Annotated in this window: 15 protein-coding genes and 1 pseudogene; 9 read left to right on the forward strand and 7 right to left on the reverse strand. The window is 65.2% G+C overall.

The window, feature by feature from the left end; all coding sequences use genetic code 11:
• Positions 1-83: 83 nt before the first annotated feature.
• The 3 genes from FHS96_RS25000 to aat all read left to right on the forward strand — a co-directional run bounded on the left by FHS96_RS25000 (position 84) and on the right by aat (position 2,010).
• The gene (locus FHS96_RS25000) at positions 84-821 is read left to right on the forward strand and encodes a ParA family protein (protein WP_429598357.1); all 738 of its coding nucleotides are present in this window, start codon (positions 84-86) and stop codon (positions 819-821) included.
• Complete coding sequence (locus FHS96_RS25005; protein WP_429598359.1) at positions 818-1,195, forward strand: winged helix-turn-helix domain-containing protein; 378 nt, start codon at positions 818-820, stop codon at positions 1,193-1,195. The genes FHS96_RS25000 and FHS96_RS25005 overlap by 4 nt, the downstream gene beginning before the upstream one ends.
• Before the next feature lie 95 nt (positions 1,196-1,290).
• The gene (aat, locus tag FHS96_RS25010) at positions 1,291-2,010 is read left to right on the forward strand and encodes a leucyl/phenylalanyl-tRNA--protein transferase (protein WP_429598361.1); all 720 of its coding nucleotides are present in this window, start codon (positions 1,291-1,293) and stop codon (positions 2,008-2,010) included.
• A gap of 35 nt (positions 2,011-2,045) precedes the next feature.
• On the opposite strand, the pseudogene FHS96_RS25015 reads toward aat, so the two are convergent.
• A pseudogene (locus FHS96_RS25015) lies at positions 2,046-2,519 on the reverse strand (DUF2155 domain-containing protein); the annotation flags it as partial.
• Positions 2,501-2,899: an NADH:ubiquinone oxidoreductase subunit NDUFA12 gene (locus FHS96_RS25020; RefSeq protein WP_429598363.1), complete on the reverse strand. Its 399-nt coding sequence runs from the start codon at positions 2,897-2,899 to the stop codon at positions 2,501-2,503. The pseudogene FHS96_RS25015 and the gene FHS96_RS25020, both read right to left, overlap by 19 nt.
• 178 nt (positions 2,900-3,077) lie before the next feature.
• On the opposite strand from FHS96_RS25020, the gene FHS96_RS25025 reads away from it, so the two are divergent.
• From FHS96_RS25025 to FHS96_RS25045, 5 genes are all read left to right on the forward strand, one after another.
• Positions 3,078-5,372 carry a TonB-dependent siderophore receptor gene (locus FHS96_RS25025; RefSeq protein WP_429598365.1) on the forward strand — a complete coding sequence of 765 codons (2,295 nt, stop codon included), beginning with the start codon at positions 3,078-3,080 and terminating at the stop codon, positions 5,370-5,372.
• Between the two features lie 279 nt (positions 5,373-5,651).
• Positions 5,652-6,722: an alpha/beta hydrolase gene (locus FHS96_RS25030; protein WP_429598367.1), complete on the forward strand. Its 1,071-nt coding sequence runs from the start codon at positions 5,652-5,654 to the stop codon at positions 6,720-6,722.
• 30 nt (positions 6,723-6,752) lie between these two features.
• On the forward strand, positions 6,753-7,385 hold the full coding sequence (locus FHS96_RS25035; protein WP_429598369.1) for an NAD(P)H-binding protein: 633 nt from the start codon (positions 6,753-6,755) through the stop codon (positions 7,383-7,385).
• 552 nt (positions 7,386-7,937) lie between these two features.
• Complete coding sequence (locus FHS96_RS25040; protein ID WP_429598371.1) at positions 7,938-8,735, forward strand: hypothetical protein; 798 nt, start codon at positions 7,938-7,940, stop codon at positions 8,733-8,735.
• Positions 8,728-12,012 carry a DEAD/DEAH box helicase gene (locus tag FHS96_RS25045; protein ID WP_429598373.1) on the forward strand — a complete coding sequence of 1,095 codons (3,285 nt, stop codon included), beginning with the start codon at positions 8,728-8,730 and terminating at the stop codon, positions 12,010-12,012. The genes FHS96_RS25040 and FHS96_RS25045 overlap by 8 nt, the downstream gene beginning before the upstream one ends.
• A gap of 478 nt (positions 12,013-12,490) precedes the next feature.
• Here FHS96_RS25045 and rpoC read toward each other — a convergent pair whose 3' ends face one another.
• Complete coding sequence (gene rpoC, locus FHS96_RS25050; protein WP_429598375.1) at positions 12,491-16,744, reverse strand: DNA-directed RNA polymerase subunit beta'; 4,254 nt, start codon at positions 16,742-16,744, stop codon at positions 12,491-12,493.
• 74 nt (positions 16,745-16,818) lie between these two features.
• The gene (gene rpoB, locus FHS96_RS25055; RefSeq protein WP_429598377.1) at positions 16,819-20,973 is read right to left on the reverse strand and encodes a DNA-directed RNA polymerase subunit beta; all 4,155 of its coding nucleotides are present in this window, start codon (positions 20,971-20,973) and stop codon (positions 16,819-16,821) included.
• 303 nt (positions 20,974-21,276) lie between these two features.
• On the opposite strand from rpoB, the gene FHS96_RS25060 reads away from it, so the two are divergent.
• On the forward strand, positions 21,277-22,320 hold the full coding sequence (locus FHS96_RS25060; RefSeq protein ID WP_429598379.1) for a hypothetical protein: 1,044 nt from the start codon (positions 21,277-21,279) through the stop codon (positions 22,318-22,320).
• A 165-nt stretch (positions 22,321-22,485) separates the two neighbouring features.
• Here the strand turns inward: FHS96_RS25060 and rplL are convergent, their stop codons facing one another.
• The 3 genes from rplL to FHS96_RS25075 all read right to left on the reverse strand — a co-directional run bounded on the left by rplL (position 22,486) and on the right by FHS96_RS25075 (position 24,987).
• Positions 22,486-22,866, reverse strand: a complete 381-nt coding sequence (gene rplL, locus FHS96_RS25065; RefSeq protein WP_429598381.1) for a 50S ribosomal protein L7/L12 — start codon at positions 22,864-22,866, stop codon at positions 22,486-22,488.
• Between the two features lie 76 nt (positions 22,867-22,942).
• Positions 22,943-23,464: a 50S ribosomal protein L10 gene (gene rplJ / locus FHS96_RS25070; RefSeq protein ID WP_429598397.1), complete on the reverse strand. Its 522-nt coding sequence runs from the start codon at positions 23,462-23,464 to the stop codon at positions 22,943-22,945.
• A gap of 326 nt (positions 23,465-23,790) precedes the next feature.
• A complete protein-coding gene (locus FHS96_RS25075; protein ID WP_429598383.1) occupies positions 23,791-24,987 on the reverse strand; it encodes a cytochrome P450 in 1,197 nt (398 codons plus the stop codon).
• Positions 24,988-25,172: the final 185 nt, after the last annotated feature.

The following is a 25,172-nucleotide window of genomic DNA, read 5'->3' on the forward strand; positions in this document are numbered from 1 at the left end:
GATTAAACCCGACCATAGCCTTGCCTGCCCCCTCCCTCCCGCGATAGCTTCCGCCCATCCGCAACAGCAAGGGCAGAGGATCATTGGCAACCATCGCGGTCTACAGTCTCAAGGGCGGTGTCGGTAAAACGACGCTCGCGGTGAATCTTGCCTGGTCCTCGGCAACCCAGTCCGCGCGCCGCACCTTGCTGTGGGATCTCGATCCGCAGGGCGGCGCCAGCTTCCTGCTTGCTGACGGGAAGGCGCCCAAGGCGCAGGCGCAATCGGTCTTCTCCAAGGATGTCGAGCCCGAGAAGCTGATCCGGCCGACCGCGATCCCGCGGCTCGACCTGCTGGCGGCCGATATCTCGCTGCGCGGGCTCGACCTGCTGTTCCACGACATGGGCAAGAAAAAGCGACTGACTAAGCTGCTGGAAACGCTGCAGAAGGATTATGACCGCATCATCCTCGATTGCCCGCCGGGGTTGACCGAGACCAGCGAGCAGGTGATGCGCGCGGCGGACATCATCCTTGCCCCCGTCATCCCCTCCCCGCTCTCGCGGCGGACGCTGGACGACGTCATGAGCTATATCAACAAGCAGAGCGGTCGCGTGCCGCCGATCCAGCCGATCTACGCAATGGTCGACAAGCGCCGCACCTTGCACCGTGAGGCGCTGGCCGAGAATCCCGGCTGGCCATCCATTCCCTATGCCAGCGCGGTCGAGCAGATGGCGACCGAACGCGCACCGGTGGCCACGTTCGCCGCCAAGAGCCCCGCGGCGATGGCCTTCTCCACCTTGTGGCGCGGCGTCGAGAAGCGGCTCGCGCAAGCCGCTTCATGATCCTCGGCAACCTCAAGGTGAAGGCGCAGCTCGTCTGCGGCGACGAGTTCGCGATCGGGCCCGGCAAGGCGCTCCTGCTCGAGGCGATCGACAGCGAAGGCTCGATCTCGGGCGCCGGCCGCAAGCTGGGGATGAGCTACCGGCGGACTTGGCTGCTGGTCGATTCAATGAACCGCTGCTTCACCGACAAGCTGGTCGAGACCCTGTCGGGCGGCGGCCGCGAACGCGGCGCGCGACTGACCGACGATGGCCGCCGCGCCCTCGCCGCCTATCGCACGATGGAAGCCGCCATGATGCGCGCGGCAGACAGCCCCGCACTCGCCGAGCTGCGCGCGATGCTGCGCGAGGAGCCATTGCTGCCGCACGGCGATTGAAGGTCGCGGCGATACTGCCTGCCCGCCAGGCGGCGCGCGCAAGCCGGCTTTCTGGATTGATCCCGGCCCCGCCCCGACGCATGATCCCCGCACCGATGCACTCGCTCGACGTCAACCTGCTGCTTCGTGCCTATGCGGCCGGCGTGTTCCCGATGTCGGACAGCCGGGACGCTGGCGAAGTATTCTGGGTGGAGCCGCACCGCCGCGGCATCCTGCCGCTCGACGGATTCCACCTCTCGCGCTCGCTGGCCAAGACGATCCGGTCCGGGCGGTTCGAGGTGACGGTGGATGCCGCGTTCGCGGCCGTCATCGCCGCCTGTGCGGAGGCGCGGCCGGACCGTCCCAAGACCTGGATCAACCGCCAGATCGAGGATGCCTGCCTGACATTGCACCGGCGCGGCCACGCCCATTCGGTGGAGGTCTGGCTCGACGGGCGGCTGGTGGGCGGCCTTTATGGCATTGCGCTGGGCGGCGCCTTCTTCGGTGAAAGCATGTTCAGCCGGGCGCGCGATGCCTCGAAGGTTGCGCTCGCCTATCTCGTCGCACGGATGAAGGCGGGCGGCTATGCGCTGCTCGACTGCCAGTTCATCACCGATCACCTGGCCAGCCTGGGCGCGATCGAGGTGACGCGAGAGACCTACGTGTCGTTGCTCGATTCGGCTCTGGGGCTGGGCGCGGGCGCCGGCGATGCATCCGCCGCGGCAGCGCCGGACTTCTTCGCTCTCGAGGCGCTGCCCGATCCCTTGCGCACCACCAGCGTATCCGGGCCGGCGTCGGGGAAGCTCATCGTGCAGCTCTTGGACCAGACATCGTAGATCGGGTGCTGGACCATGTTGAGCGACGGCGACTCCTTGTAGAGCCAGCCTGAAAACACGCGGCGCCACTTGTCGTCGCTGCCATGCACGTCGAGTTGGACGAAGGCGCCGGTCAACTGCTCGGGCTCCCATGGCGCGGTCTTCTCGCAGGCGCGCAGGCGAATCACGGCATCGCCGATGCGCACCGCCTGGCCAGGCTTCAGCTTCACCTCGCGCGACAGGCCGTTGCGCTTGTTGAGGAAGCCGATCACCGCCTCGCGCTGCGCCATCGGCGTCGCCTGCGGTGCTTTGGGATCACCGGGCTTCGGCGTTTCCTTGACCTCGATCACCGTCGGCGGCGCGCTGACGGAGGCGTTGCCCGCAGTTGCTGCGTCGTTCGCCGCGGTCGAGACCGGGGCGGCGCCATTATCGTCCTGAAGGGCAACCGCGCCTTGCCAAGCGGCGATGCCCAGCCCGGCGGCGGCAGCGGCGATTGCGATGCGGCGCACGGTCAGGCGTCGGGCGTCCATGCCTCATAGTCCCCGGTCGCGGCGGCGCGACGATCCCCCGCGCCGAACGCGCCGGCGGGGCGGTAGGCGGCGGTGGTGCCGGTGAGGTTCACCGAGCCCGGCTTCTCGAACTTGCGGCGTGGCGGCAGCGCCTCTTCCGGCACATCGTCATGGGTATTGTGCAGCCAGCCATGCCATTCGGGCGGCACGCGGCTGGCATCGTTCGAGCCGGCATACATCACCCAACGGCGGCGATTGCCGATCGGGCCGGGCTTGCTCGATTCGAAATAGACATTGCCCAGCGCATCCTCGCCGACGCGCGAGCCGGTCATCCGCGTGTTGAGCCAGGTGCCGAAGGTGGCGCCGTTCCACCAGGTGAAGATGTTAGCCAATATGCCCATGCGCCGCGCTTACCCGCCCCGCGCAGGTGGCGCAACCGGAATGGCGCGATTCGATCGCCTCGCCCGATCGTCCGCCCGCCCAGGCTCCGCGCAACCTATCCCAACGCTCCCGTTGCATCGCAGCCTGACCCACATTAACGAGCACTGCGAGGCATTATCAATAACCAAGGGGGTAAATATGATCGAGTTCCAGGCTCGCCGGCAGCCGCCGGCGCGGCTTTCGTTCTGGGCGCTGGCAGCGGCGCTGGCCGCCCTCACCTCCCCCGCGCTCGCCGAGGAGGTGCCGGCGGACGAGGAGGCGGCGGGGCGTGACGGGACGATCGTCGTCACCGGCGTCAAGGAACGCGGCACGGGCACCGGCACGAAAACCGATACGCCGCTGATCGAAACCCCGCAGAGCATCACCGTGATCGACAGCCGCGAGCTGGAGCTGCGCAACGTCCAGTCGATCAACCAGGCGGTGGGCTATGTCGCCGGCGTCGCCGCGAACCAGCGCGGCGGTATGGTGACGCGCTACGACCAGCTCATCCTCCGCGGCTTCGCGCCCGGCGTCTATCTGGATGGCATGCGGCTGATCGCCGGCCCCTATTCCACCCCGCAGATCGACTTCAACCGCGTCGACCGGCTGGACATCGTCAAAGGGCCCGCATCGGTGCTCTACGGCAACTCCACGCCCGGCGGCCTCGTCAACCTCTCCAGCAAGCTGCCCGAGGCGGAGGCGTTCGGCCGGATCGAATTCCAGGCGGGCAATTTCGACGCGTTGCGCGCGGTGGCGGACGTCAACCAGCCCCTCACCGCCGATGGCCGCCTGCTCGCCCGCGTCGTCGGCGGCTGGCAGAAGGCGGACGGGCTGACCGAGGGCACGTTCAGCGAACGCTATCACATCAGCCCCTCGCTCACCTTCGCGCCGGGGCCGGACACCAGCCTGACATTGCTCGCGACCTACCAGCGCTCGCCCTCCGGCGGCGGCTATTCGGGGGTGCCCGCGTTCGGATCGGTGCTGCCCAACCCGTTCGGCGAACTGCCGCGCGACATCAACACCGGCGATCCCGGCTATGAGCGCTACGACCACAAGGCGAAGTCGATCGCGGCCTTCTTCCGCCACGATTTCAACGAGCATCTCACCTTCCGCAGCAATTTCCGCTTCCAGAACAACACATTGTCCTATCGCCAGCTCTATGTCGGCGGCTTCGCGACGACGGGCACCGGCGCCAGCCGCAACAGCGACTTTTCCACGATCATCCGCGGCGGCGGCGGCGCGGACGAGGATTTCGACACGTTGACGCTCGACAATCATCTGAACGCCAAGTTCGAAACCGGTCCGCTCAAGCACAACCTGCTCGCCGGCGTCGATTACCAGAACATCGTCGGTGAGAATGTGCAGCAGTTCAACACCGGGCAGACCAGCAACCCGCTGACCAGCATCCCCAATCTCAGCCTGTTCGCGCCGGTCTATGGCGGCACCTTGCCCAGCACCGACCTGACCGTGCTCGGCGCCGGCTATGTCAACAATTACCAGAAGCGCGATCAGGTGGGCGTCTATGTCCAGGATCAGATCGCGATCGGCCGCCTCCAGCTCATCGCCAGCGGCCGTTACGACTGGTATGATCAGACCACGATCAACAAGAAGACCGACACCGCCGCCTTCCTCAGCCAAAGCGCCTTCACGATGCGGCTGGGCGGGCTTTACGAGACCGCGATCGGCATCGCCCCCTATGTCAGCTATGCCGAATCCTTCGAGCCGCAGGCAGGCGCGACCTTCGATGGCCTGCCCTTCGATCCGGTGACCGGCCGCCAATATGAGGCCGGCATCAAATATCAGCCGCGCGGGCTCAACGCGCTGTTCACCGCCTCGGTCTATGACCTGCGCCGCCAGAAGGTGCCGGTGGGCGATCCCAATGCGGGCACCGGCGGCATTCCCGCGACGGCGCAGATCCAGATCGGCGAGGTGCGCGTGCGCGGCGTCGAGATCGAGGGACGCGGCGAGGTGGTGACCGGCGTCGATGTGATCGTCGCGGGCAGCTATACCGATGCGATCATCACCCAGGGCACGCCCGCCGCGGGCATCACCCCCACCACCACCGGCACCCGCCAGCTCGGCACCCCCGAATGGGCCGCATCCGGCTTCGTCTCCTGGGATCTCGGCAAGGGCGATCGCATCGCGGGGCCGCTGGGCGGTCTGCGCCTCGGCGCGGGCGCGCGCTATGTCGGCGGGTCCGACGGCACGACCACCTATGCGGTGGTCAACGGCGTGACCCAGTTCACCCGCTTCCACACCGACGGCTTCATCCTCGTCGACGCGCTGATCGGCTACGACCTCGGCCGCGCCACCCCCGCGCTCGCCGGCTTCGACCTCGCGGTCAACGCCGCCAACCTGTTCGACAAGACACATGTCAGCGCCTGCCCGTTCAACAACAGCTGCTATTTCGGCGCCGCCCGCACGGTGATCGGGTCGCTGCGCTATCGTTGGTAGGAACCCATAAATACCGGAAGAGCCAAGAAATTCGACGCCCGCGCCGAATTGCCCTCTCCCGCACTTTCGCGGGCGTGCGGCGGTTATGACGGGCCGATCATGCCCCCGGCATGATCTGTGGGATGCCGGGGGCATCCCACACCCGTCAGGACCGACGCACGCCCGCGAAGTGCGGGAGAGGGCTTTCGGCACAGCGCCAGCGCCAAACCCCATGGCGCCCCACCCCAATTTACCGGATACTCCCCCCGACTCGCCCGCACCTTCCACAAGGCGCCCGCCATGAGCCGACGAACGCCGATCCTCGCCTTCGCCCTGCTCCTGCTGTCGCTCGCCGGCAGCGCGGCGGCGGCCACGCCGAGCCGGGTCGAGCCCGCGCAGATCGCCTCGCGCAGCTTCGCGCACAGCCGGATCGGCATATCCCCCACCCGCCGCATCAACATCTATCTGCCCGCGGGCTATGACGAAGCCACGCGCCGCTTCCCCGTCATCTACTTCCTCTCCAACATGTTTGAGGATGAGACCGCCCCCTTCGCCGCGCACGACGCCCGGGCGTTGCTGGACGCGGCGATCGCCGATGGCGTGATCGGCGCGGTCATCCTCGTCACCGCGGATTTCACCACGCCGATCGGCGGCGGATGGTACGTCAATTCCGCCGCGACCGGGAATTGGGAAGACTTCATGGTCCGCGAGCTGGTGCCCTTCGTCGACGCCAGATACCGCACGCTCGCCAACCGCGACGCGCGCGGCATCGCCGGAGACCGGATGGGCGGCCACGGCGCCATCCGCTTCGGCATGCGCCATCCTGACCTGTTCGGCGCCGTCTATGCGCTGCACCCGATCGGCGCGGGGCTCGGCGTGCAGCCGATGGCGTCGCGGCCGGACTGGTCGCTGCTCCAGCGCGCGCGCTCGATCGACGATCTGAAGGACCAGGGCTTCACGCCGGTCTTCGCCTCCATCTATCAGGCGCACCTCCCCAATCCGGCGCGCGCGCCCCTGTTCTTCGATCCGCCCGCGCGGCGCGAGGGAGACAGGCTGGTGATCGACGCGGCGCTGACCGATCGGCTCGCCGCCAGCTTCGCGCTCGATCGACAGGTCGCGCGCTATGCGGACAATCTCCGGCGGCTGAACGGGCTGAAGTTCGATTGGGGCCGCAACGATCCGGTGACGGACCATATCGTCTCGCTCCAGGCCTTCGCCCGCACGCTCGACGAATATGGCGTGCCGCACGAGGCGGAGGAATATCATGGTGGCTGGGGAGACCGGACCTGGGGCCCCGCGGGCAGGATCGTCACGGATATGCTGCCCTTCTTCCGCACCCACCTGCGCGCAACGCCCGCCGATGCGCGCTGACCACCCGCCGACGACGACAGGCCCGCGCGCATGACCCGCATCCTCATCGCCGGCGCGACCGGCCTCATCGGCCGGCAGGCGCTCGCCCTCGCGCTGGCGGACGCGCGGGTGGCGCAAGTCGTCGCCCCCACCCGCCGCCCGCTGGAGCCGCACCCCAAATTGCTCAACCCCGTCGTCGACTTCACCCACCTCGCCGCCGACGCGCCATGGTGGGAAGTGGACGGCGCGATCTGCGCGCTGGGCACCACCCGCGCCACCGCCGGCTCCGCCGCCGCCTTCCGCAAGGTCGACCTCGACTATGCCCGCGCCATCGCCGGCAATGTCCGCCGCCACGGCGCCACGCGCTTCGCCTTGGTGTCATCAGTGGGCGCCAACCCACGCTCGCGCTTCCTCTACCTGCGCACCAAGGGCGAACTGGAACAGGCCCTCCGCGACCTCGGCTTCCCCACGCTGACGATCCTGCGCCCCGGCTTCCTCGGCGGCCACCGCGAGGAGGTGCGGACGGGCGAGCGGGTAATGGACGCGCTGCTGGGCGCCCTCGCGCAGGTGCTGCCGCGGCGGATGCGGATCAGCCGCTCGGAGCGGGTGGCCGAGGTGTTGGTGGAGGCGGCGGTGGCTGGGGCGCCGGGGGTGGAGGTTTTGGAGGCGGGGGTGTTTGTGTAGGAAAATGGGATCAGGGAGACGCAAGAGTGAGCCAAGCTGTCATTCCGCACCGGCTCGCTAAACGGCGGTTCCTGATAAGAGCCGACGTTCAGGTCTGGACCAATGGAGATCTGCTTCCGGTGAGCATCGGCCCGCCCTCTATCGGCGAGATGACCCACTAACCGACATTCAACTGATATTTTCCGTGAACCGAAAGCGGACGCCTGTCCACGATCAGAACACCTCGAAGCCTCAGCCTCGCGCGCTTCCCCAGCTACTCGACTCACCTGAAACACCCGCAGTTCGTTGCCTGATCTCGGCTCCTCGGCGTAGATTTACCGTGCGCAGGTGCTTAGATGGACACATTCATCGAGGGTGTCAGCCCAGAACGCATAGACACGGTCCGTCAGATACACCCGCTCTGCCGTGAGCACTTGTCCGTATCTCAAGAGCGGAAGCAGTTCGGATCCGGGCCAGCTGGCTCGGATGCCGCGGAAGGCTTCAAAGTTGATTGGTGCGCGTGATTATATAGTTTATTCATTTTTCGTCGCCAGTTTCAGCCCAGGACGAACAATGACGTTAGTTTTGAAGCAAATCGATCATGATGATCTTTGCCACGGGTGGGAATGGGAGGTCGAAGATATCGACCTGCTCGCCGAACGGGTCGCCCGCGTGGCGCTAGGACAGTATCGTCATGTCGCTCAGATACTTGAAGGTCTGGCTGGTACAACTCCAGGCGGATCAGCGCAGCACGCGGCGGATGCGCTCAAAAAGCTAAAGGTCGCAAAGAACGGCGATCCTTGGCAACGCGACGGCTGGCTGTTTCAGATCATATCCTGGATTGCAGCCAATCAGAAGAAGCAGGGAGCGACGCTTGCGCCACCCCACATTTTCCACGCTCACAAGGGGTTTGACGGCATGCAGCTGGAGCTTTCAGGTGATGAGAAATCCGTCACTGCCGTTGTCATTTTTGAGGACAAGGCGACTGAAGACGCGCGCGGGACGATCAAGCAGCATGTCTGGCCCGATATCGTAAAGATGGAAGCCGGCGAGCGCATCGCCGAACTAACCCACGAGGCGTCTGCAATTCTCGAGCGGCAGCAACACCTATATCCTGAGCTGAATGTCGATGACGCTATTGACCGAATTCTCTGGCAGCAGGCTCGCCGCTATCGCGTGAGCATCAGTATAGACGACAAGCACAAACCTGCTGAGAAGCGGCAGAAGCTCTTCAAACACTACGACATATCGGCAAACGGAGAAGTGTCCCGCCGCCGCGCCGAAACAATGCATTTCGATAATCTACGGCAGTGGATGACCGACTTCGCCGATTTGGTCGCCGCCAAGATTAGGGCGATTGCGAATGTTTGATCCTATCACATCCGCGCTGATCGCAGCGTCGCCACCGCTCGACGGGCTCGACCTTGAAGCCCTGCCCAAACGCCTTACCGAGGCGTTCGCCGACATCGTGGCCGCAAGGATCAGACTTCGCGGTGAAGAGGTTGAAGAAGCCTCCGAGACGCTTCGAGACACGTTGCTTGAGGTGCGCCGATTGGCGGCTGCGCACGAGGCCTTTGTCGCGCTTCTGCCGGAGCGTGAAAATCGCGCAGCGGCCGCTTTTGTCGCGGCATCCGCACATCAGGTGTGTCTCGCGGGCTCGGTTTCCGAGGACAACGGGTTTTCCTATCTGGATGGCGCGACCATCGCCCCCGAAATTTGCGCGACTTTACTCTTCATGGTGGCGGAAGCTCATGCTGACGCCGCCGAATGCTCTAAACATATCTCAGCCGATCCCGATGACGCGACGGCCGTGGAACAGGCGCTCGCTACCTCGATAAAGTTGCTGGTAACCGGACGGCTCGCCGACATTGTACAGTTGGAACTGCCTGACATTGACACCGGCCAGGCCACCCCCGAACAGGCGATCGACGCCCTCTTTTTGGAACTCCTCAAGGGCATCAAAAAGCTGGCCGCTCGGCTCCTATTGCCAGTGGATGCCGAACCTGCCGCCGGCGACGGCACTGAACCCGCAGCTGCCCACTTCGCGCGTGTTAAGGCGCTAAGTGTCGGCCAGCTTGAAGACGTGTTCGGGGCAGGCGATCACATCTTCAACCTGTTCCCTGGCCCCTTGCATTTAGCCAATCTGTTGATCGCGGTGGAACGCGATCTAGTCGAATCCGCGTTGGCCCGCGTGTCGCCGCCGCAGGGCGTTGACGGCGATGGGTGGTGGCAGATCATTCGCCGCATGGCCCGCAAGAGGCCGTTCCTGTGGCGCAATCACCGCGATGCAATCGCGAGCAATTACCTCGAAAAAGGAACGTCGTCGGCAATCAGCTTTCCCACCGGCGGCGGCAAGTCGACGCTTGCCGAGCTGAAAATCGCGACATCTCTTATCAGAGGCGAGAAAGTCATTTTCCTGGCCCCCACCCACGCGCTCGTCGATCAGACGACTCGGGCGCTGAAGAGCACATTCAACACCTTCGAGATCGTCGGCGACGTCGAGGACGACGTTACATTCTCCGACATCGTCGTCCTGCCGGAAATCATCGTTACGACGCCCGAACGCTGTCTGATGTTGCTGACGACGCAGCCCGAAGCGTTCGCGGATCTTGGGCTAATCGTCTTCGACGAATGCCACCTGCTCCACCCCCGCGATAGTGATCGCAGCCGCCGCAGCATCGACTCGATGTTGGCGATCCTCAACCTCACTATTGCCGCGCCCGAAGCCGACTTGCTCTTGCTTTCGGCGATGATGAAAAACGCCGGCGAAATCGCAAAATGGGTGGAAGAACTGACCGGCCGAACCTGCCTTTCGTTGAGCTTGGCGTGGAAACCAACCCGTCAGGTCCGCGGGAGCGTGGTCTATCCAGCCGACACCATCAAAGACCTAAAGGCGAAGCTCCAGCAAGCAAGGCAGGAATATCCGGATCATAAGAACACGCCGGTCGCGGTAAAACGCGAGTTGGTGGCCCAACCTTTCGGGTTCTTCAGTCTGTTGCAGACTTGGGCCAGCAAGAACCGCAACGACTACACTCTGCAACCGTTGCTCGATGATGCTCACCATCTGTCGACCGGCAGAGCCAAAGGCGGCGCGTGGTATCTGACGCCCAACGGAAATCACACGAGCGCGTTGATCGCCGCAGCAGCTGCTGCAAGCGGATTGAAGACGCTTGTTTTTGTGCAGTCGACCGTCCTCGCCGATTCATCGGTCAAAGAATTCCCCGAATTGATCGACGCCCGGAAGGTTAAGCTGACCGACGACGAGCTCGAACTTCATCGCCTAGCCGCCGAAGAGATGGGCGGGGCGGATCATTGCTATCTGACGCCGACCGCAAAGGGCAATTACCGCGGCGGCGCCGCCAGTCATCATGCGCTTTTGCTTCGCGAAGAACGGCTTCTTCACGAATCCCTCTTCAAGCGCAAAGACGGTATCGACGTTCTTTTTGCGACCTCGACCCTCGCACAAGGCATGAACCTGCCGAGCGAGGTGGTCATCATTTCGGGCGACAGCCGCTTCGACCCCGAAGCAGATAAGATGGCACAGCTGGAAGCTCATGAATTGCTCAATGCTGCCGGGCGGGCAGGACGGGCGGGCGAAAGTTCCCAGGGCTTCGTGCTTGTGGTGCCAAGCCGCGTCGTCGAATTCGACAATCAATCGAACCTGATCAACGCGCACTGGCTGACCTTGCAATCGATCTTTGCGCAGAGCGATCAATGCCTCATCATCGACGACCCGACGACCGCGCTTCTCGATAAGATTCATGCGGGCACTTTCGAGCAGGGGATGCCCGCCTATTTCCTGAGCCGGCTGCCCACATCGGATGAAAACGGGACCGATGCTCCCATCAGGTTGCTTCTGTCGCGCTCCTTCGCCGCGTTTCGTGCTCGGCAAAAAGGCGATGCCGATTGGGTTGAGAGCCGCATTGCCGCCGCTTTTGCCGCGCGGAAGAAAGCCGAGCCTGAAGGCGATGCGAAGTGGCTTGATCGCGTATCCGGGTTGACGGGCGTACCGGTCGCGATCCTCAACGATCTCAACGACCTTTTTACAAAGCCCGAAAATGCCGCAACAACCGAAGCGGCCATCGCCGCACTGATCGACTGGCTTAAAGTCAATCCGGCCTGCCTTTTGGAGCTTGTCCGACCGGAAAATGTCGAAGGCCTTTTCGGCGACCCGTACAAGAAGCTGACCTCGGACCGCGACCGGGGAAACTACGCGCTGCCCGTGATCGCAGCCCTGCTGGCGCAATGGATGAACGGAGCGCCGCTCAATGTTATGGAAACACGTTACCCCAAAGGTGGCGACAAGAGCCGCTGCGAATATTCGAGGCATTTCGTGCTGCGAATCGTGCCGGACCTAGCCTTCGTTGCGGGGTTGCCCGCGCGCCTATTCGCAGCGCAGAATGAAGAAGACACGCCGATTCCCATCGTACTCGCGACGCTTGGAAGTTGCGTTCGGGAAGGTTGCAATAGTCCCGAGAGCTTGGCTGTTCGTCTCGGCATGGGGCGGTCAATTTCGCGCGTTTCAGCGCGAGCGCGATACGACAAATTGCTTCCCTACTTCGAGCCCGGCGAACCTAACGAGTCATTCGAGCAAACAATTGAGCGATACCGCAGGGCTTCTACCTTGATACTCTTTCAAGAATTGTAGGGTCCCTGCCTATCGGGATGTCGGCCAACCCGACATAGCTATGCTCCTGCCCGATCGCCGGGGTCGTTGAAGGCTGTCTCGCCATCCAAGTATGCGGAGCGGGCGGCTAGGCCGCTAGTATGACCGACGAGAACAGAGTTTTGATCTAGCCATAGCCGGAATACTGGCCGGAGCAGCGCAGACGGTGGACGACTCGGAGTGCCACCATTCGTTGACGTTGATCAGCGCGATTGGCAGCTATCGGCGAAATCGGACGTTCACAGGATTCGGCAACAACGGCTGGAATTGGTCGCAAACCGTCACCCCAATGCAACGCCCGCCCCCTCAAAGGTCGGCCGAAAGCGCTCGATCAAATTGAACCAACGTTGCAACGCCGCTGACGCAAGCGCCCGCCGCCGTCTCATCCCACAAAAGAAAAAGGCCCGCCGGATCACTCCAGCGGGCCCTTCCCTACCTCACAGTCTGAACACCCCGGAGATCAGATCTCCGCGCCGTCCTCGCCATTGGTGTCGGCAACCACGGCGGCGAGCGCATCGTCGCCGGTGTCGTCCTGCACCGGGCGGCGAAGCTCGGCGTCATGCTCCTCAGCGGCCGACTTCGGCGCGATGAGGCTGGCCTGCCAGGCGCGCTGCTGGGCGCGCAGGGCGGCGTCCTTGCTCGACGCGGCGACGCGCAGGCGGTTCATGCCGGCGCCGGTGCCCGCCGGGATCAGGCGGCCGACGATGACATTCTCCTTGAGGCCGACGAGCGTGTCCTTCTTGCCCTGCACCGCAGCCTCGGTGAGGACGCGGGTGGTCTCCTGGAACGACGCGGCGGAGATGAACGAGCGGGTCTGCAGCGAGGCCTTGGTGATGCCCAGCAGGATCGGCTTGCCGGCGGCCGGCTGGCGGCCTTCGGCAATGACCTTCTCGTTGATCTCGGTCATCTCTTCCCAGTCGACCTGCTCGCCCGGCAGCAGCGTCGTGTCGCCCGCTTCGGTGATCTCAACCTTCTGCAGCATCTGACGAACGATCGTCTCGATGTGCTTGTCGTTGATCTTCACGCCCTGCAGTCGATAGACTTCCTGGATTTCCGACACGAGATATTCCGCGAGCGGCTCGATGCCGAGCACCTCAAGGATATCGTGCGGATCCGGGCTGCCGCCGATCAGGTTGTCGCCGCGCTTCACGAAGTCGCCTTCCTGAACGTCGATCACCTTCGACTTCGGGATCAGATACTCCACGACCTCGCCGCCATCCTCGGGCTGAATGCCGATCTTGCGCTTGGCCTTATAGTCCTTGCCGAACACGACACGGCCAGAGACCTTCGCGATGATCGCATTTTCCTTCGGCTTGCGCGCCTCGAACAGCTCCGCCACCCGCGGCAGACCGCCGGTGATGTCACGGGTCTTGGCGGCTTCGCGGCTCACGCGGGCGAGCACGTCACCAGCATGGACGTTCTGCCCTTCCTCGACCGAGAGGGTCGCACCCGGCGCCAGCATGTAACGCGCCGCCTCGCCCGAACCTTCGTCGAGCAGGGTGATGCGCGGACGCAGGTCTTCCTTGCGGTTGCGCGACTGGTTCTCGGTGATGACGCGCTGGGTGAGGCCGGTCGCTTCGTCGGTCTGCTCGGTGAGCGTGGCGCCCTCGATCAGATCCTGGAACTTCACGATACCGCCCTTCTCGGTGATGACCGGCATGGTGAACGGATCCCATTCCGCCATGCGATCACCCTTCGAGACCTTCGCGCCATCCTCGAACATCAGGTGGGCACCGTACGGGATACGGTGCACCGCCCGCTCGCGGCCCTCGGCGTCGATGATCGCCAGCTCGCCGTTGCGGGCAAGGGCGACGCGACGGCCGCGGCTGTCGGTGATGGTCGGCAGATCGCGGAGTTCGATCGTGCCGTCGGACACCGCCTCGAGGTTCGAGGTTTCGTTGAGCTGCGCAGCACCACCGATGTGGAAGGTCCGCATCGTCAACTGCGTGCCCGGCTCACCGATCGACTGCGCCGCGATGACGCCGACCGCCTCGCCGATGTTCACCGGCGTACCGCGGGCAAGGTCACGCCCGTAGCACTTGGCGCACACGCCCATCCGCGTCTCGCAGATCAGCGGGCTGCGGATCTTGACCGCCTGGGTGCCGATCGCCTCGATCTGCGCGATCATCGCCTCGTCGAGCAGCGTGCCCTCGGCGATCACCACCTCACCATTCTTGGTGTCGATGATGTCCTCGGCCGTGGTGCGGCCCAGGATACGCTCACCCAGCGACGCGATGGTGGCGCCGCCCTGGACGATCGCCTTCATCTCCAGCGCACGATCGGTGCCGCAGTCGAGCTCGACCACGGTGCAATCCTGCGACACGTCGACCAGACGACGGGTCAGGTAACCCGAGTTCGCGGTCTTCAACGCGGTGTCCGCGAGGCCCTTACGAGCGCCGTGGGTCGAGTTGAAGTACTCAAGGACGGTCAGGCCTTCCTTGAAGTTCGAGATGATCGGCGTTTCGATGATCTCGCCCGACGGCTTGGCCATCAGGCCGCGCATGCCGGCAAGCTGCTTGATCTGCGCGGGAGAACCACGGGCGCCCGAGTGGGCCATCATGTAGATGGCGTTGATCGGCTTTTCACGGCCGTCCTCACCCTTCTTGACCGCCTGGATCTCCTTCATCATCGCGGCAGCCACCTGGTCGCCGCAACGGCTCCAGGCGTCGATCACCTTGTTGTACTTTTCCTGCTGGGTGATCAGGCCGTCCTGATACTGCTGCTCATAATCCTTCACGAGCGCGCGCGTCTCGTCGACCAGCCCGTCCTTCTCGGCCGGGATGATCATGTCGTCCTTGCCGAAGCTGATGCCGGCGCGGAACGCGTGGCGGAAGCCCAGCGACATGATCGCGTCGGCGAACAGCACCGTCTCCTTCTGGCCGGTGTGGCGATAGACGATGTCGATGACGTCGCCGATCTCCTTCTTGGTCAGCAGGCGGTTGATCGTTTCGAACGGCACCTTGTGGCTCTTCGGCAGCGTCTCACCCAGCAGCATGCGGCCCGGGGTGGTCTCGACGCGCTTCAGATAGGTGTTGCCGTCCTCGTCGGTCTGCGGAACGCGGCTGGTCACCTTGGTGTGCAGCGTCACCGCCTTCGCGTTGAGCGCCTGGTGCACCTCCGCCATGTCACCCAGCAACATGCCCTCGCCCGGCTCATTCTCCTTCATCATCGAAAGATAATAGAGGCCGAGGACCATGTCCTGCGACGGCACGATGATCGGCTTGCCGTTCGCGGGGCTGAGGATGTTGTTGGTCGACATCATCAGCACGCGCGCTTCCAGCTGCGCCTCGAGGCTCAGCGGAACGTGGACGGCCATCTGGTCACCGTCGAAGTCGGCGTTGAACGCGGAGCAGACCAGCGGGTGAAGCTGGATCGCCTTGCCCTCGATCAGCACCGGCTCGAACGCCTGAATGCCCAGACGGTGGAGCGTCGGCGCGCGGTTCAGCAGAACCGGGTGCTCGCGGATCACCTCGTCAAGGATGTCCCAGACTTCCTTGCGCTCCTTCTCCACCCACTTCTTCGCCTGCTTGAGGGTCATCGAGAGACCCTTGGCGTCGAGGCGGGCATAGATGAACGGCTTGAACAGCTCGAGCGCCATCTTCTTGGGCAGGCCGCACTGGTGCAGCTTGAGTTCCGGACCGGTCACGATGACCGAGCGGCCCGAATAGTCGACGCGCTTGCCCAGCAAGTTCTGACGGAAGCGGCCCTGCTTGCCCTTGAGCATGTCGGACAGCGACTTCAGCGGGCGCTTGTTGGCGCCCGTGATCGTGCGGCCGCGGCGGCCATTGTCGAACAGAGCGTCGACCGCTTCCTGCAGCATGCGCTTTTCGTTGCGGACGATGATGTCCGGCGCGCGCAGCTCCATCAGCCGCTTCAGGCGGTTGTTGCGGTTGATGACGCGGCGATACAGGTCGTTGAGGTCCGAGGTCGCGAAGCGGCCGCCGTCCAGGGGCACCAGCGGGCGCAGCTCGGGCGGGATGACCGGGATGACTTCCAGGATCATCCATTCCGGGCGGTTGCCGGAATCGATGAAGCTCTCGACGACCTTCAGCCGCTTGATGATCTTCTTGGGCTTCAGCTCGGACTTGGTCTCGGCCAGTTCCTTGAGCAGCGCCTCGCGCTCACCCTCGAGGTCGAGGCTTTCGAGCATGATGCGGACCGCCTCGGCGCCGATGCCGGCGCTGAACGCGTCCTCACCATATTCGTCCTGCGCCGTCAGCAGCTCATCCTCGGTGAGGAGCTGATACTTGTCGAGCGCGGTCAGGCCCGGCTCGATGACGATGTAGGATTCGAAGTACAGCACGCGCTCGAGCTGCTTGAGCTGCATGTCGAGCAGCAGGCCGATGCGCGACGGCAGCGACTTCAGGAACCAGATGTGCGCAACCGGGGCGGCGAGCTCGATATGGCCCATCCGCTCGCGGCGGACCTTCGAGACCGTGACCTCGACGCCGCACTTTTCGCAGACGATGCCCTTGTACTTCATGCGCTTGTACTTGCCGCACAGGCACTCGTAATCCTTGATCGGACCGAAGATGCGCGCGCAGAACAGGCCGTCACGCTCGGGCTTGAACGTGCGATAGTTGATCGTCTCGGGCTTCTTGATCTCGCCGAACGACCAGCTGCGGATACGCTCCGGGCTGGCGATGCCGATCTGGATCTGGTCGAAGGTTTCGGGCTTCGCGATCGGATTGGCGAAATTGGTCAGTTCGTTCATGTCTTAATCCCTCTCGAGGGCGAATAGGTCGGCCGGGTGGAGCGGCGCCGCCGTCAGGCGGCGCCATCCCGATCTCACTCGGCAGCCTCGGGCAGCGCGTCGTCGTCGGCCTCGTCGGCCAGCGCGTTGAGCTCCACGTTGAGGCCCAGCGAACGCATTTCCTTGACGAGCACGTTGAAGCTCTCCGGAATGCCGGCCTCGAACGTGTCGTCACCCTTGACGATCGCCTCGTAGACCTTGGTGCGCCCGATCACGTCGTCCGACTTCACCGTCAGCATTTCCTGCAGCGTGTAGGCGGCGCCATAGGCCTGGAGCGCCCACACCTCCATCTCGCCGAAGCGCTGGCCGCCGAACTGCGCCTTGCCGCCCAGCGGCTGCTGGGTGACGAGGCTGTACGGCCCGATCGAACGCGCGTGGATCTTGTCGTCCACGAGGTGGTGGAGCTTCAGCATGTAGATGTAGCCCACGGTCACCTTGCGATCGAACTGGTCGCCGGTGCGGCCGTCGAACAGCTCCACCTGGCCGCTCTCGTCGAGACCCGCCAGCTTGAGCATGTGCGCCACGTCGCTCTCGCGGGCACCGTCGAACACCGGCGTCGCCATCGGCACGCCGTTCTTCAGGTTCACCGCAAGCTCGACCACTTCGTCGGTGCTGCGTGCCTCGATGTCGGCGTGATAATCCTCGCCATACACCGTCTTCAGGCGCTCCCGCACCGCTTCCGGCGGGGTGCCTGCAGCGCTGCCGCCATTCTCACGCCACGCTTCCAGCGCTTCGGTGATCTGGCGGCCCAGGCCGCGCGCGGCCCAGCCCAGATGCGTCTCGAAGATCTGCCCGACGTTCATGCGCGAAGGCACGCCCAGCGGGTTGAGCACGATGTCGACCGGGGTACCGTCCGCCAGGAACGGCATGTCTTCGGCCGGCAGGATGCGGCTGATGACGCCCTTGTTGCCGTGACGGCCGGCCATCTTGTCGCCCGGCTGCAGCTTGCGCTTCACCGCGACGAACACCTTGACCATCTTCAGCACGCCCGGCGGCAGCTCGTCACCGCGCTGCAGCTTCTCGACGCGATCCTCGAACTTGCGAACGATCAGGCCGACGGCATCGTCATACTGCGCCTTCACCGCTTCCAGGTCGGACTGGCGGGCATCGTCCTGAACGGCGAACTTCCACCAGTCGTGACGCTCGACCTCGCCGAGCAGCTGCTCGTCGATCTCGACGCCCTTGCGCACGCCCTTCGGAGCCGCGGTCGCGACCTGGCCGATCAGCATCTCGCGCAGGCGATTGAAGGTCGCCCGGTTGAGAATGCCGCGCTCGTCCTCGCGGTCCTTGGTCAGGCGGTCGATCTCCTCGCGCTCGATCGCCATCGCGCGCTCGTCCTTGTCGATGCCGTGGCGGTTGAACACGCGCACCTCGACGACCGTGCCGGCGACGCCCGGGGGCAGACGCAGCGAGGTGTCACGCACGTCGCTGGCCTTTTCGCCGAAGATCGCGCGGAGCAGCTTTTCTTCCGGCGTCATCGGGCTTTCGCCCTTCGGCGTGATCTTGCCGACCAGGATGTCGCCCGGCTCCACCTCGGCGCCGATATAGACGATGCCCGCCTCGTCGAGGTTGCGCAGCGCCTCCTCGCCCACGTTCGGGATGTCGCGGGTGATGTCTTCCGGCCCGAGCTTGGTGTCGCGGGCCATCACCTCGAACTCTTCGATGTGGATCGAGGTGAAGACGTCATCCTTCACGATCCGCTCGGAGATCAGGATGGAGTCCTCATAGTTGTAGCCGTTCCAGGGCATGAACGCGACGAGCGCGTTGCGGCCCAGCGCCAGCTCGCCCAGCTCGGTCGACGGACCGTCGGCAATGATGTCGCCATCGTTGACGATGTCGCCCACCTTCACCAGCGGACGCTGGTTGATGCAGGTGTTCTGGTTCGAGCGCTGGAACTTCATCAGCGTGTAGATGTCGACGCCGGATTTGCCGGCCTCGACGTCTCCGGTCGCGCGGATGACGATGCGGGTCGCGTCGACCTGGTCAACGATGCCCGACCGGCGCGCCGCGATCGCGGCACCCGAGTCACGCGCCACCGTCTCTTCCATGCCGGTGCCGACGAACGGCGCCTCGGCACGAACCAGCGGCACCGCCTGGCGCTGCATGTTCGAGCCCATCAGCGCGCGGTTGGCGTCGTCATTTTCCAGGAACGGGATCAGCGACGCCGCGACCGACACGAGCTGCTTGGGGCTCACGTCCATCAGGGTGATGTGATCGCGCGGCGCCATCAGGAATTCGCCGGCCTCACGCGCCGAGATCAGATCCTCGGAGAAGCTGTGGTCGTCGTTCAGCTCAGCGTTCGCCTGCGCGATCGTGTGCTTCGCTTCTTCCATCGCCGAGAGATAGACGACTTCCTGCGTCACCTTGCCGTCCACGACCTTGCGGTACGGCGTCTCGATGAAGCCATACTTGTTGACGCGGCTGAACGACGCCAGGCTGTTGATCAGACCGATGTTCGGGCCTTCCGGCGTTTCGATCGGGCAGATGCGGCCATAGTGGGTCGGGTGAACGTCGCGGACCTCGAAGCCCGCGCGCTCGCGGGTGAGACCGCCCGGCCCGAGCGCCGAGACGCGACGCTTGTGCGTCACTTCGGAGAGCGGGTTGGTCTGGTCCATGAACTGCGACAGCTGCGACGAACCGAAGAACTCGCGCACCGCAGCAACCGCGGGCTTCGCGTTGATCAGGTCGTTCGGCATCACCGTCGACACGTCGACCGACGACATGCGCTCCTTCACGGCGCGCTCCATGCGGAGCAGGCCGACGCGATACTGGTTCTCCAGCAGCTCGCCCACCGAACGCACGCGGCGGTTGCCGAGATTGTCGATGTCGTCGATCTCGCCCTTGCCATCCTTCAGGCCGACCAGCGTCTTGACGACCGCGAGGATATCCTCGGTGCGCAGCGTGGTGACGGTGTCCTCGGCGTCGAGCTCGAGGCGCATGTTGAGCTTCACGCGGCCCACGGCCGAGAGGTCGTAGCGCTCCGGATCGAAGAACAGGCCGGCGAACAGCGCCTCGGCGGTCTCCTTCGTCGGCGGTTCGCCGGGGCGCATCACGCGATAGATGTCGGCGAGCGCATGGTCGCGCTCTTCCGCCTTGTCCGCCTTCAGCGTGTTGCGGATCCAGGGGCCGGTGTTGACATGGTCGATGTCGAGCAGCTCGATCCGGTCGATGCCGGCCTTGTCGAGCAGTTCGAGATTCTCGGCCGAAACCTCGTCGCCCGCCTCGATGTAGATGCGGCCGGTCGACTCGTCGATCAGGTCATAGGCGCTGTAGCGGCCGAAGATCTCCTCGGTCGGGATCAGCAGCATCTGCAGGCCGTCGCGGCCGGCCTTGTTGGCCGCGCGCGGGCTGATCTTGGTGCCCGCCGGGAACACGACCTCGCCCGACGACGCGTCGACGACGTCGAACGTCGGCTTCTGGCCGCGCCAGTTCTCGACGACATAGGGAACCTGCCAGCCGCCCTCGCCACGGACGAAGGTGACCGTGTTGTAGAAGTGGTTGAGGATCTCTTCGGAGTTCAGGCCGAGCGCATAGAGCAGCGCGGTGACCGGCAGCTTGCGCTTGCGGTCGATACGGACGTTGACGATGTCCTTGGCGTCGAACTCGAAGTCCAGCCACGAGCCGCGATACGGGATCACGCGCGCAGCGAACAGATACTTGCCCGAGGCATGGGTCTTGCCGCGGTCATGATCGAACAGCACGCCGGGCGAACGGTGCATCTGGCTGACGATCACGCGCTCGGTGCCGTTCACGATGAACGTGCCGTTCTGCGTCATGAGCGGCATGTCGCCCATGTAGACGTCCTGCTCCTTGATATCGAGCACGGAGCGGGTTTCGGTGTCGGCGTCGACCTCGAACACGATCAGGCGCAGCGTCACGCGCATCGGCGCCGCATAGGTGATGCCGCGCTGGCGGCACTCGTCCGTGTCGTACTTCGGCTCTTCGAGCTCATAATGCACGAAGTCCAGCTCGGCGGTGCCGGCGAAGTCGCGGATCGGGAACACGCTGCGCAGCGTCTTTTCCAGGCCGGAGACATAGCCGGTCGCCGGATCGGAGCGCAGGAACTGTTCGTAGGATTCGCGCTGCACCTCGATCAGGTTCGGCATCTGCACCACTTCGTGGATGTTGCCGAAAACCTTGCGGATGCGCTTCTTCGCGGTGCCGGAAGCGGGAGCTGCCTTGGTCGCCATGGTCGGTGTTCGCCCTCTCGGTCGTCAATACAGGCGCGCAGACAGACGCAAAAAGCCGCGAGCTCCCACTATGGGAAGCCGCAGCTCCAGCGTCTAAAAACCCCTGCCCGCCTATTCGACCGATGCACTGCGCGACGGCGCATCATTTCCCGACGAACTGGGGTGAAGCCGCCATATAGGCGCAGGGCTGCCGCGAGTCAAACCCGCTGATTTTTGCAGCTCGTCCCCGCGCCGCCACGACTCGTCCCGATATGCGCCGGTTGCACGGGGCGCATCCCAGCATTCGAACATTTCACTTATGCTATGACGAAAGATCCCTTCTCTTATCGTCGCGCGGTCGCTCTGCTTCTCGCGGCCACCGCGCTTCCCTTCACCCCCGCGCTCGCGCAGGATGCTGCCGCACCTGCGCAAGGCAGTTCGGTGGCGCCGCCTCCGGTGACGACCACGGTCGCGCCGCCAGCGGCCGCCCCCGTTGCACCCGCCGCGACGGCGCCGATTACCGCATCGGCTATCGACGCCCCGCCGGTAACGCGCACCGCGCCGCCGTCGGTCACGACCACGGCGATGCCGACCGCGGCACCACCCGCGGTGCCCGACGCGAGCCCGCCGGCACGCGAGGCCGCCGAGCGCCCGGCGCCGCGTCGCGCCGAGCGTGCCCAGCTGCGCGCCACGCCCCCGGCCGAACGCGCTGCCCCGGCGCCGGCCGCCCAAGCGGCCCCCGCGCCTGCACCGGTCGCAGCGGCCCCTGCCGCCGCGCCCCAGCCGGAACCCGCCGCGGCCCCGGCGCCGGCCGAACCCGCGACAGGCGCCCCCGCACCGACCGCGACAGCCACCGACTCGCGGATGGCGTGGATCATCGGCGGCATCGCCGTGATGGTCCTGATCGCCGGTGCCGCCATGCTGCTCCGCCGCCGTCGAGATCCTGTCGGTACGCCGGTCGCGGACGACCCCGGCATCGCGCCGCTGCCCGCCTTCGCACCGCAAGCGACCGCAGCGACCAGCGGTGACGCCGCGATCGAACCGACCCGCCCTGCGCCGTCGGCCCCGCTGTTCAACGCCGCGCCGGCCTCTGCCGCCGCCGTTGCCGCCGCGCATGACCGCAAGGCCGCGCTGCGCGATCGCTTCGCCGGTGAGCCGGTCGATCCCTATCTGGCCGAGGTCGCGCGCCGCCGTTCGGTCACGCCCACTGCGCCGGTCGACCCGTATCTTGCCGAGATCGAGCGCCGCCGCAAAACGGTGACCGCCGAGCCGGTCGATCCCTACCTCGCGGAGATCGCGCGTCGACGCACCGCGCAGGCGACCAACACTTCGCCGGTCCCGGCCAGCCGCGAACCCGCGCTGGTCTGATCCAACCCTTCACATCCTGAAAGGCAGCGGCCCGCCATCCCCCGATGGCGGGCCGCATTGCACGCAACGATCACCAGAAACGGAAAAAAGGGGACGGCCCCAAGGCCGCCCCCTTTCTCCTGATCGCAAAAGCGCTCGGGTGCGGGCGCTTGGCCCGCAGTCCGATTACTTGAGCTCGACGGTCGCGCCGGCGTCCTCGAGCTGCTTCTTGATCTTCTCGGCTTCGTCCTTGCCGATGCCTTCCTTGACCGCCTTCGGCGCGGCCTCGACGAGGGCCTTCGCTTCGGTCAGGCCCAGGCCGGTGATGGCGCGGACTTCCTTGATGACGTTGATCTTCTTGCCACCGTCGCCGGTGAGGACCACGTCGAACTCGGTCTTCTCTTCCTCGGCCGGAGCAGCGGCGCCACCGGCGCCACCCGGAGCGGCAACGGCGACGGCCGCGGCGGCCGAAACGCCCCACTTCTCTTCGAGAAGCTTCGAGAGCTCGGCGGCCTCGAGGACGGTCAGTTCGGAAAGCTGTTCGACGAGGGTGTTGAGGTCAGCCATTTGATATCTCCAAATCGGGCCCGTGAGCCCATCATGTTCAGGTCAAAAAAGTGTGCGTAAGGGACTGCCCGATCGCTCAGGCGGCTTCCTTGTCCTTTTCCGCGTAGGCGTTCAGCACGCGCGCCAGCTGCGCCGCCGGAGCCTGCGTGACGGTCGCGAGCTTGGTCGCCGGAGCAACCAGCAGGCCCACGATCTTCGCGCGCAGCTCATCGAGCGACGGCATGGTGGCGAGCGCCTTGATGCCATTGGCGTCAAGAACCGTCGCGCCCATCGCCCCGCCGACGATCTCGAACCTGTCGGTCGTCTTGGCGAAGTCCACCGCAACCTTGGCTGCGGCGACCGGGTCGGGCGAGGTGGCGAGACCGACCGGACCCGTGAGCATATCGCCCACGCCCACATAGTCGGTGCCGCCGAGCGCGATCTTGGCAAGCTTGTTCTTCGAGACCTTGTAGCTCGCGCCGGCCTCGCGCATCTTCGTCCTCAGCGCCGTCGACTGGGCGACGGTGAGGCCGAGATTGCGGGTGACAACCACCACGCCAACCTCGGAAAAGGTGCGGTTCAGCTCGGCAACGGAGGCGGCCTTTTGAGCACGATCCATGCCATTCTCCACTCAATTCCGGCGCCGCGACCATCGCGACGCCAGCAATCCTCGCGGCCTGCGCGCACGGAAATCCGCACACGCCGAACGCGAGGCACTATGTCCGAGGGGAATGGCTACCTGACATGACGGGGACCAGGCCCGTCCGGCAGGCCCGTTCGACGCGATGCGCCAACGGGCGAGAAACTCTTCCCCGTCTAGGCTGGAGATTAAGAGGGCCCGATTGCCCTCACCAACTGTCTCGGACGGTATGACCGACGCACTGCGCCGACCAAGGGCGGCCGCTTAGCAGATTCGGCAGGCCGGTCAAGCCCGCACTGGCATCCTCACGCCGCCTCCACCGCCAGCGGCACATAGACCGGCCCCACTTCGGGCATGCCGCTCATCCGCACATCGCCGGCCAGCGCGATCGATCGCGTGCGCGCGAGCAATTGCCCCAAGGCGATGCGGAATTCCAGCCGCGCCATCGCCATACCCGCACAGCGGTGCGCCCCTCGCCCGAAGGCGAGATGGTCGTAGACATTGGCGCGATCGATGCGGAACTCGTCAGGCGCCTCGAACACCGCCTCGTCGCGATTGGCAGAGGCATAAGCAAGCGCGATCGGCTCGCCGGGGCGGATATCCCGCCCGCCCAGTTCCACACCATGACGGGTGGTGCGCGCGAAGCCGCGATAGGGCGTGTAGAGCCGCAGGAATTCCTCCACCGCCGCCTCCATCGACGCCGGCTCGGCCCGCAGCCGCGCCTGCAGGTCCGGATGCCGCGCGAGATGGACGGCGACGCTGCCCAGGAACACCGGCGGCGCCACCAGCCCCACAACCAGGATCTGCCGCACGCACCCCACCAGCATCTCGTGCGGCAGCGGCGCGCCCTCGGCGTCGACCGCGGCGAGCAGGCTGCTGACCGGATCGACCTCCGGATCGAGCGGCGCCACCCGCCGCTCCGCGATCAGGTCGCGCGCAAGATCGTAGAGGATCTCGCTGGTCTTCGAAACGGTCACGACATCGAACGCCTCCCACGCCTTCACGAAGGTCTGCGCGGTGCGCCACAGCAGGTCGGTCTGCGCTTCCGAAAGCTGGAACCAGTCGGCGAACAGCAGCGCCGGCAGCGGGCTGCCGAACCCCTCGACGAAATCGCCGCCGCCCGCCGCGATATAGGTATCGAGCAGCGACGCAACGTGGCGCTCGATCACCGGTTCGATCGCGGCGATCCGGCGCGCGCTCAGCGCCCGGTCGATCGCGCGGCGATAGGGCGAATGTTCGGGCGGATCGAGGTGGAGCGGCGGCCGCCGGCCGGTGGCGGAAGCACCGGGCACGACGTTGCGCACGGTGGTGGTGAATTCCAGCGGATCGTCGAGGATGCGCTTTATGTCGGCATAGCGGGTGGCGATCCAGAAGCCGCCGAACGCGTCGCTGTGCGCCACCGGGCAGCGTTCGCGCAGGTCCGCGAACACGCGGTGCGGCGTGTCGAAATCCTCATGTACGAGGGGATCATAGTCCTGCCCCTGCCAGCGCGCGTCGGCCATGCCGCCTCTCCTCTCGCTTCTCGTGTCGCGAATCTCGTTGACACATAATTGTTCTGTCGCATAGCATTTTGCGCAAGGAGAGAGAGGCTTGCACTACTTTGGCAGGTTGAAGGAACCGGCTGGAATCGTCGTTGATTCTCGTGTGTCAGTGTAGGCTGACGGATCAACGGCGATGGCGGTGAACG

It is taken from the genome of Sphingomonas zeicaulis, from assembly GCF_050433225.1.
GTDB classification, from domain to species: Bacteria; Pseudomonadota; Alphaproteobacteria; order Sphingomonadales; family Sphingomonadaceae; genus Sphingomonas_D; species Sphingomonas_D zeicaulis.

What these genes read in the sequence shown, in the direction of transcription:
- FHS96_RS25075 (WP_429598383.1), bottom strand. Translation starts at nt 24,987, where the DNA reads ATGGCCGACGCGCGCTGGCAGGGGCAGGACTATGATCCCCTCGTACAT.
- FHS96_RS25025 (WP_429598365.1), top strand. Translation starts at nt 3,078, where the DNA reads ATGATCGAGTTCCAGGCTCGCCGGCAGCCGCCGGCGCGGCTTTCGTTC.
- rpoB (WP_429598377.1), bottom strand. Translation starts at nt 20,973, where the DNA reads ATGGCGACCAAGGCAGCTCCCGCTTCCGGCACCGCGAAGAAGCGCATC.
- FHS96_RS25060 (WP_429598379.1), top strand. Translation starts at nt 21,277, where the DNA reads ATGACGAAAGATCCCTTCTCTTATCGTCGCGCGGTCGCTCTGCTTCTC.
- FHS96_RS25045 (WP_429598373.1), top strand. Translation starts at nt 8,728, where the DNA reads ATGTTTGATCCTATCACATCCGCGCTGATCGCAGCGTCGCCACCGCTC.
- rplJ (WP_429598397.1), bottom strand. Translation starts at nt 23,464, where the DNA reads ATGGATCGTGCTCAAAAGGCCGCCTCCGTTGCCGAGCTGAACCGCACC.
- FHS96_RS25020 (WP_429598363.1), bottom strand. Translation starts at nt 2,899, where the DNA reads ATGGGCATATTGGCTAACATCTTCACCTGGTGGAACGGCGCCACCTTC.
- FHS96_RS25035 (WP_429598369.1), top strand. Translation starts at nt 6,753, where the DNA reads ATGACCCGCATCCTCATCGCCGGCGCGACCGGCCTCATCGGCCGGCAG.
- rpoC (WP_429598375.1), bottom strand. Translation starts at nt 16,744, where the DNA reads ATGAACGAACTGACCAATTTCGCCAATCCGATCGCGAAGCCCGAAACC.
- rplL (WP_429598381.1), bottom strand. Translation starts at nt 22,866, where the DNA reads ATGGCTGACCTCAACACCCTCGTCGAACAGCTTTCCGAACTGACCGTC.
- aat (WP_429598361.1), top strand. Translation starts at nt 1,291, where the DNA reads ATGCACTCGCTCGACGTCAACCTGCTGCTTCGTGCCTATGCGGCCGGC.
- FHS96_RS25030 (WP_429598367.1), top strand. Translation starts at nt 5,652, where the DNA reads ATGAGCCGACGAACGCCGATCCTCGCCTTCGCCCTGCTCCTGCTGTCG.
- FHS96_RS25040 (WP_429598371.1), top strand. Translation starts at nt 7,938, where the DNA reads ATGACGTTAGTTTTGAAGCAAATCGATCATGATGATCTTTGCCACGGG.
- FHS96_RS25005 (WP_429598359.1), top strand. Translation starts at nt 818, where the DNA reads ATGATCCTCGGCAACCTCAAGGTGAAGGCGCAGCTCGTCTGCGGCGAC.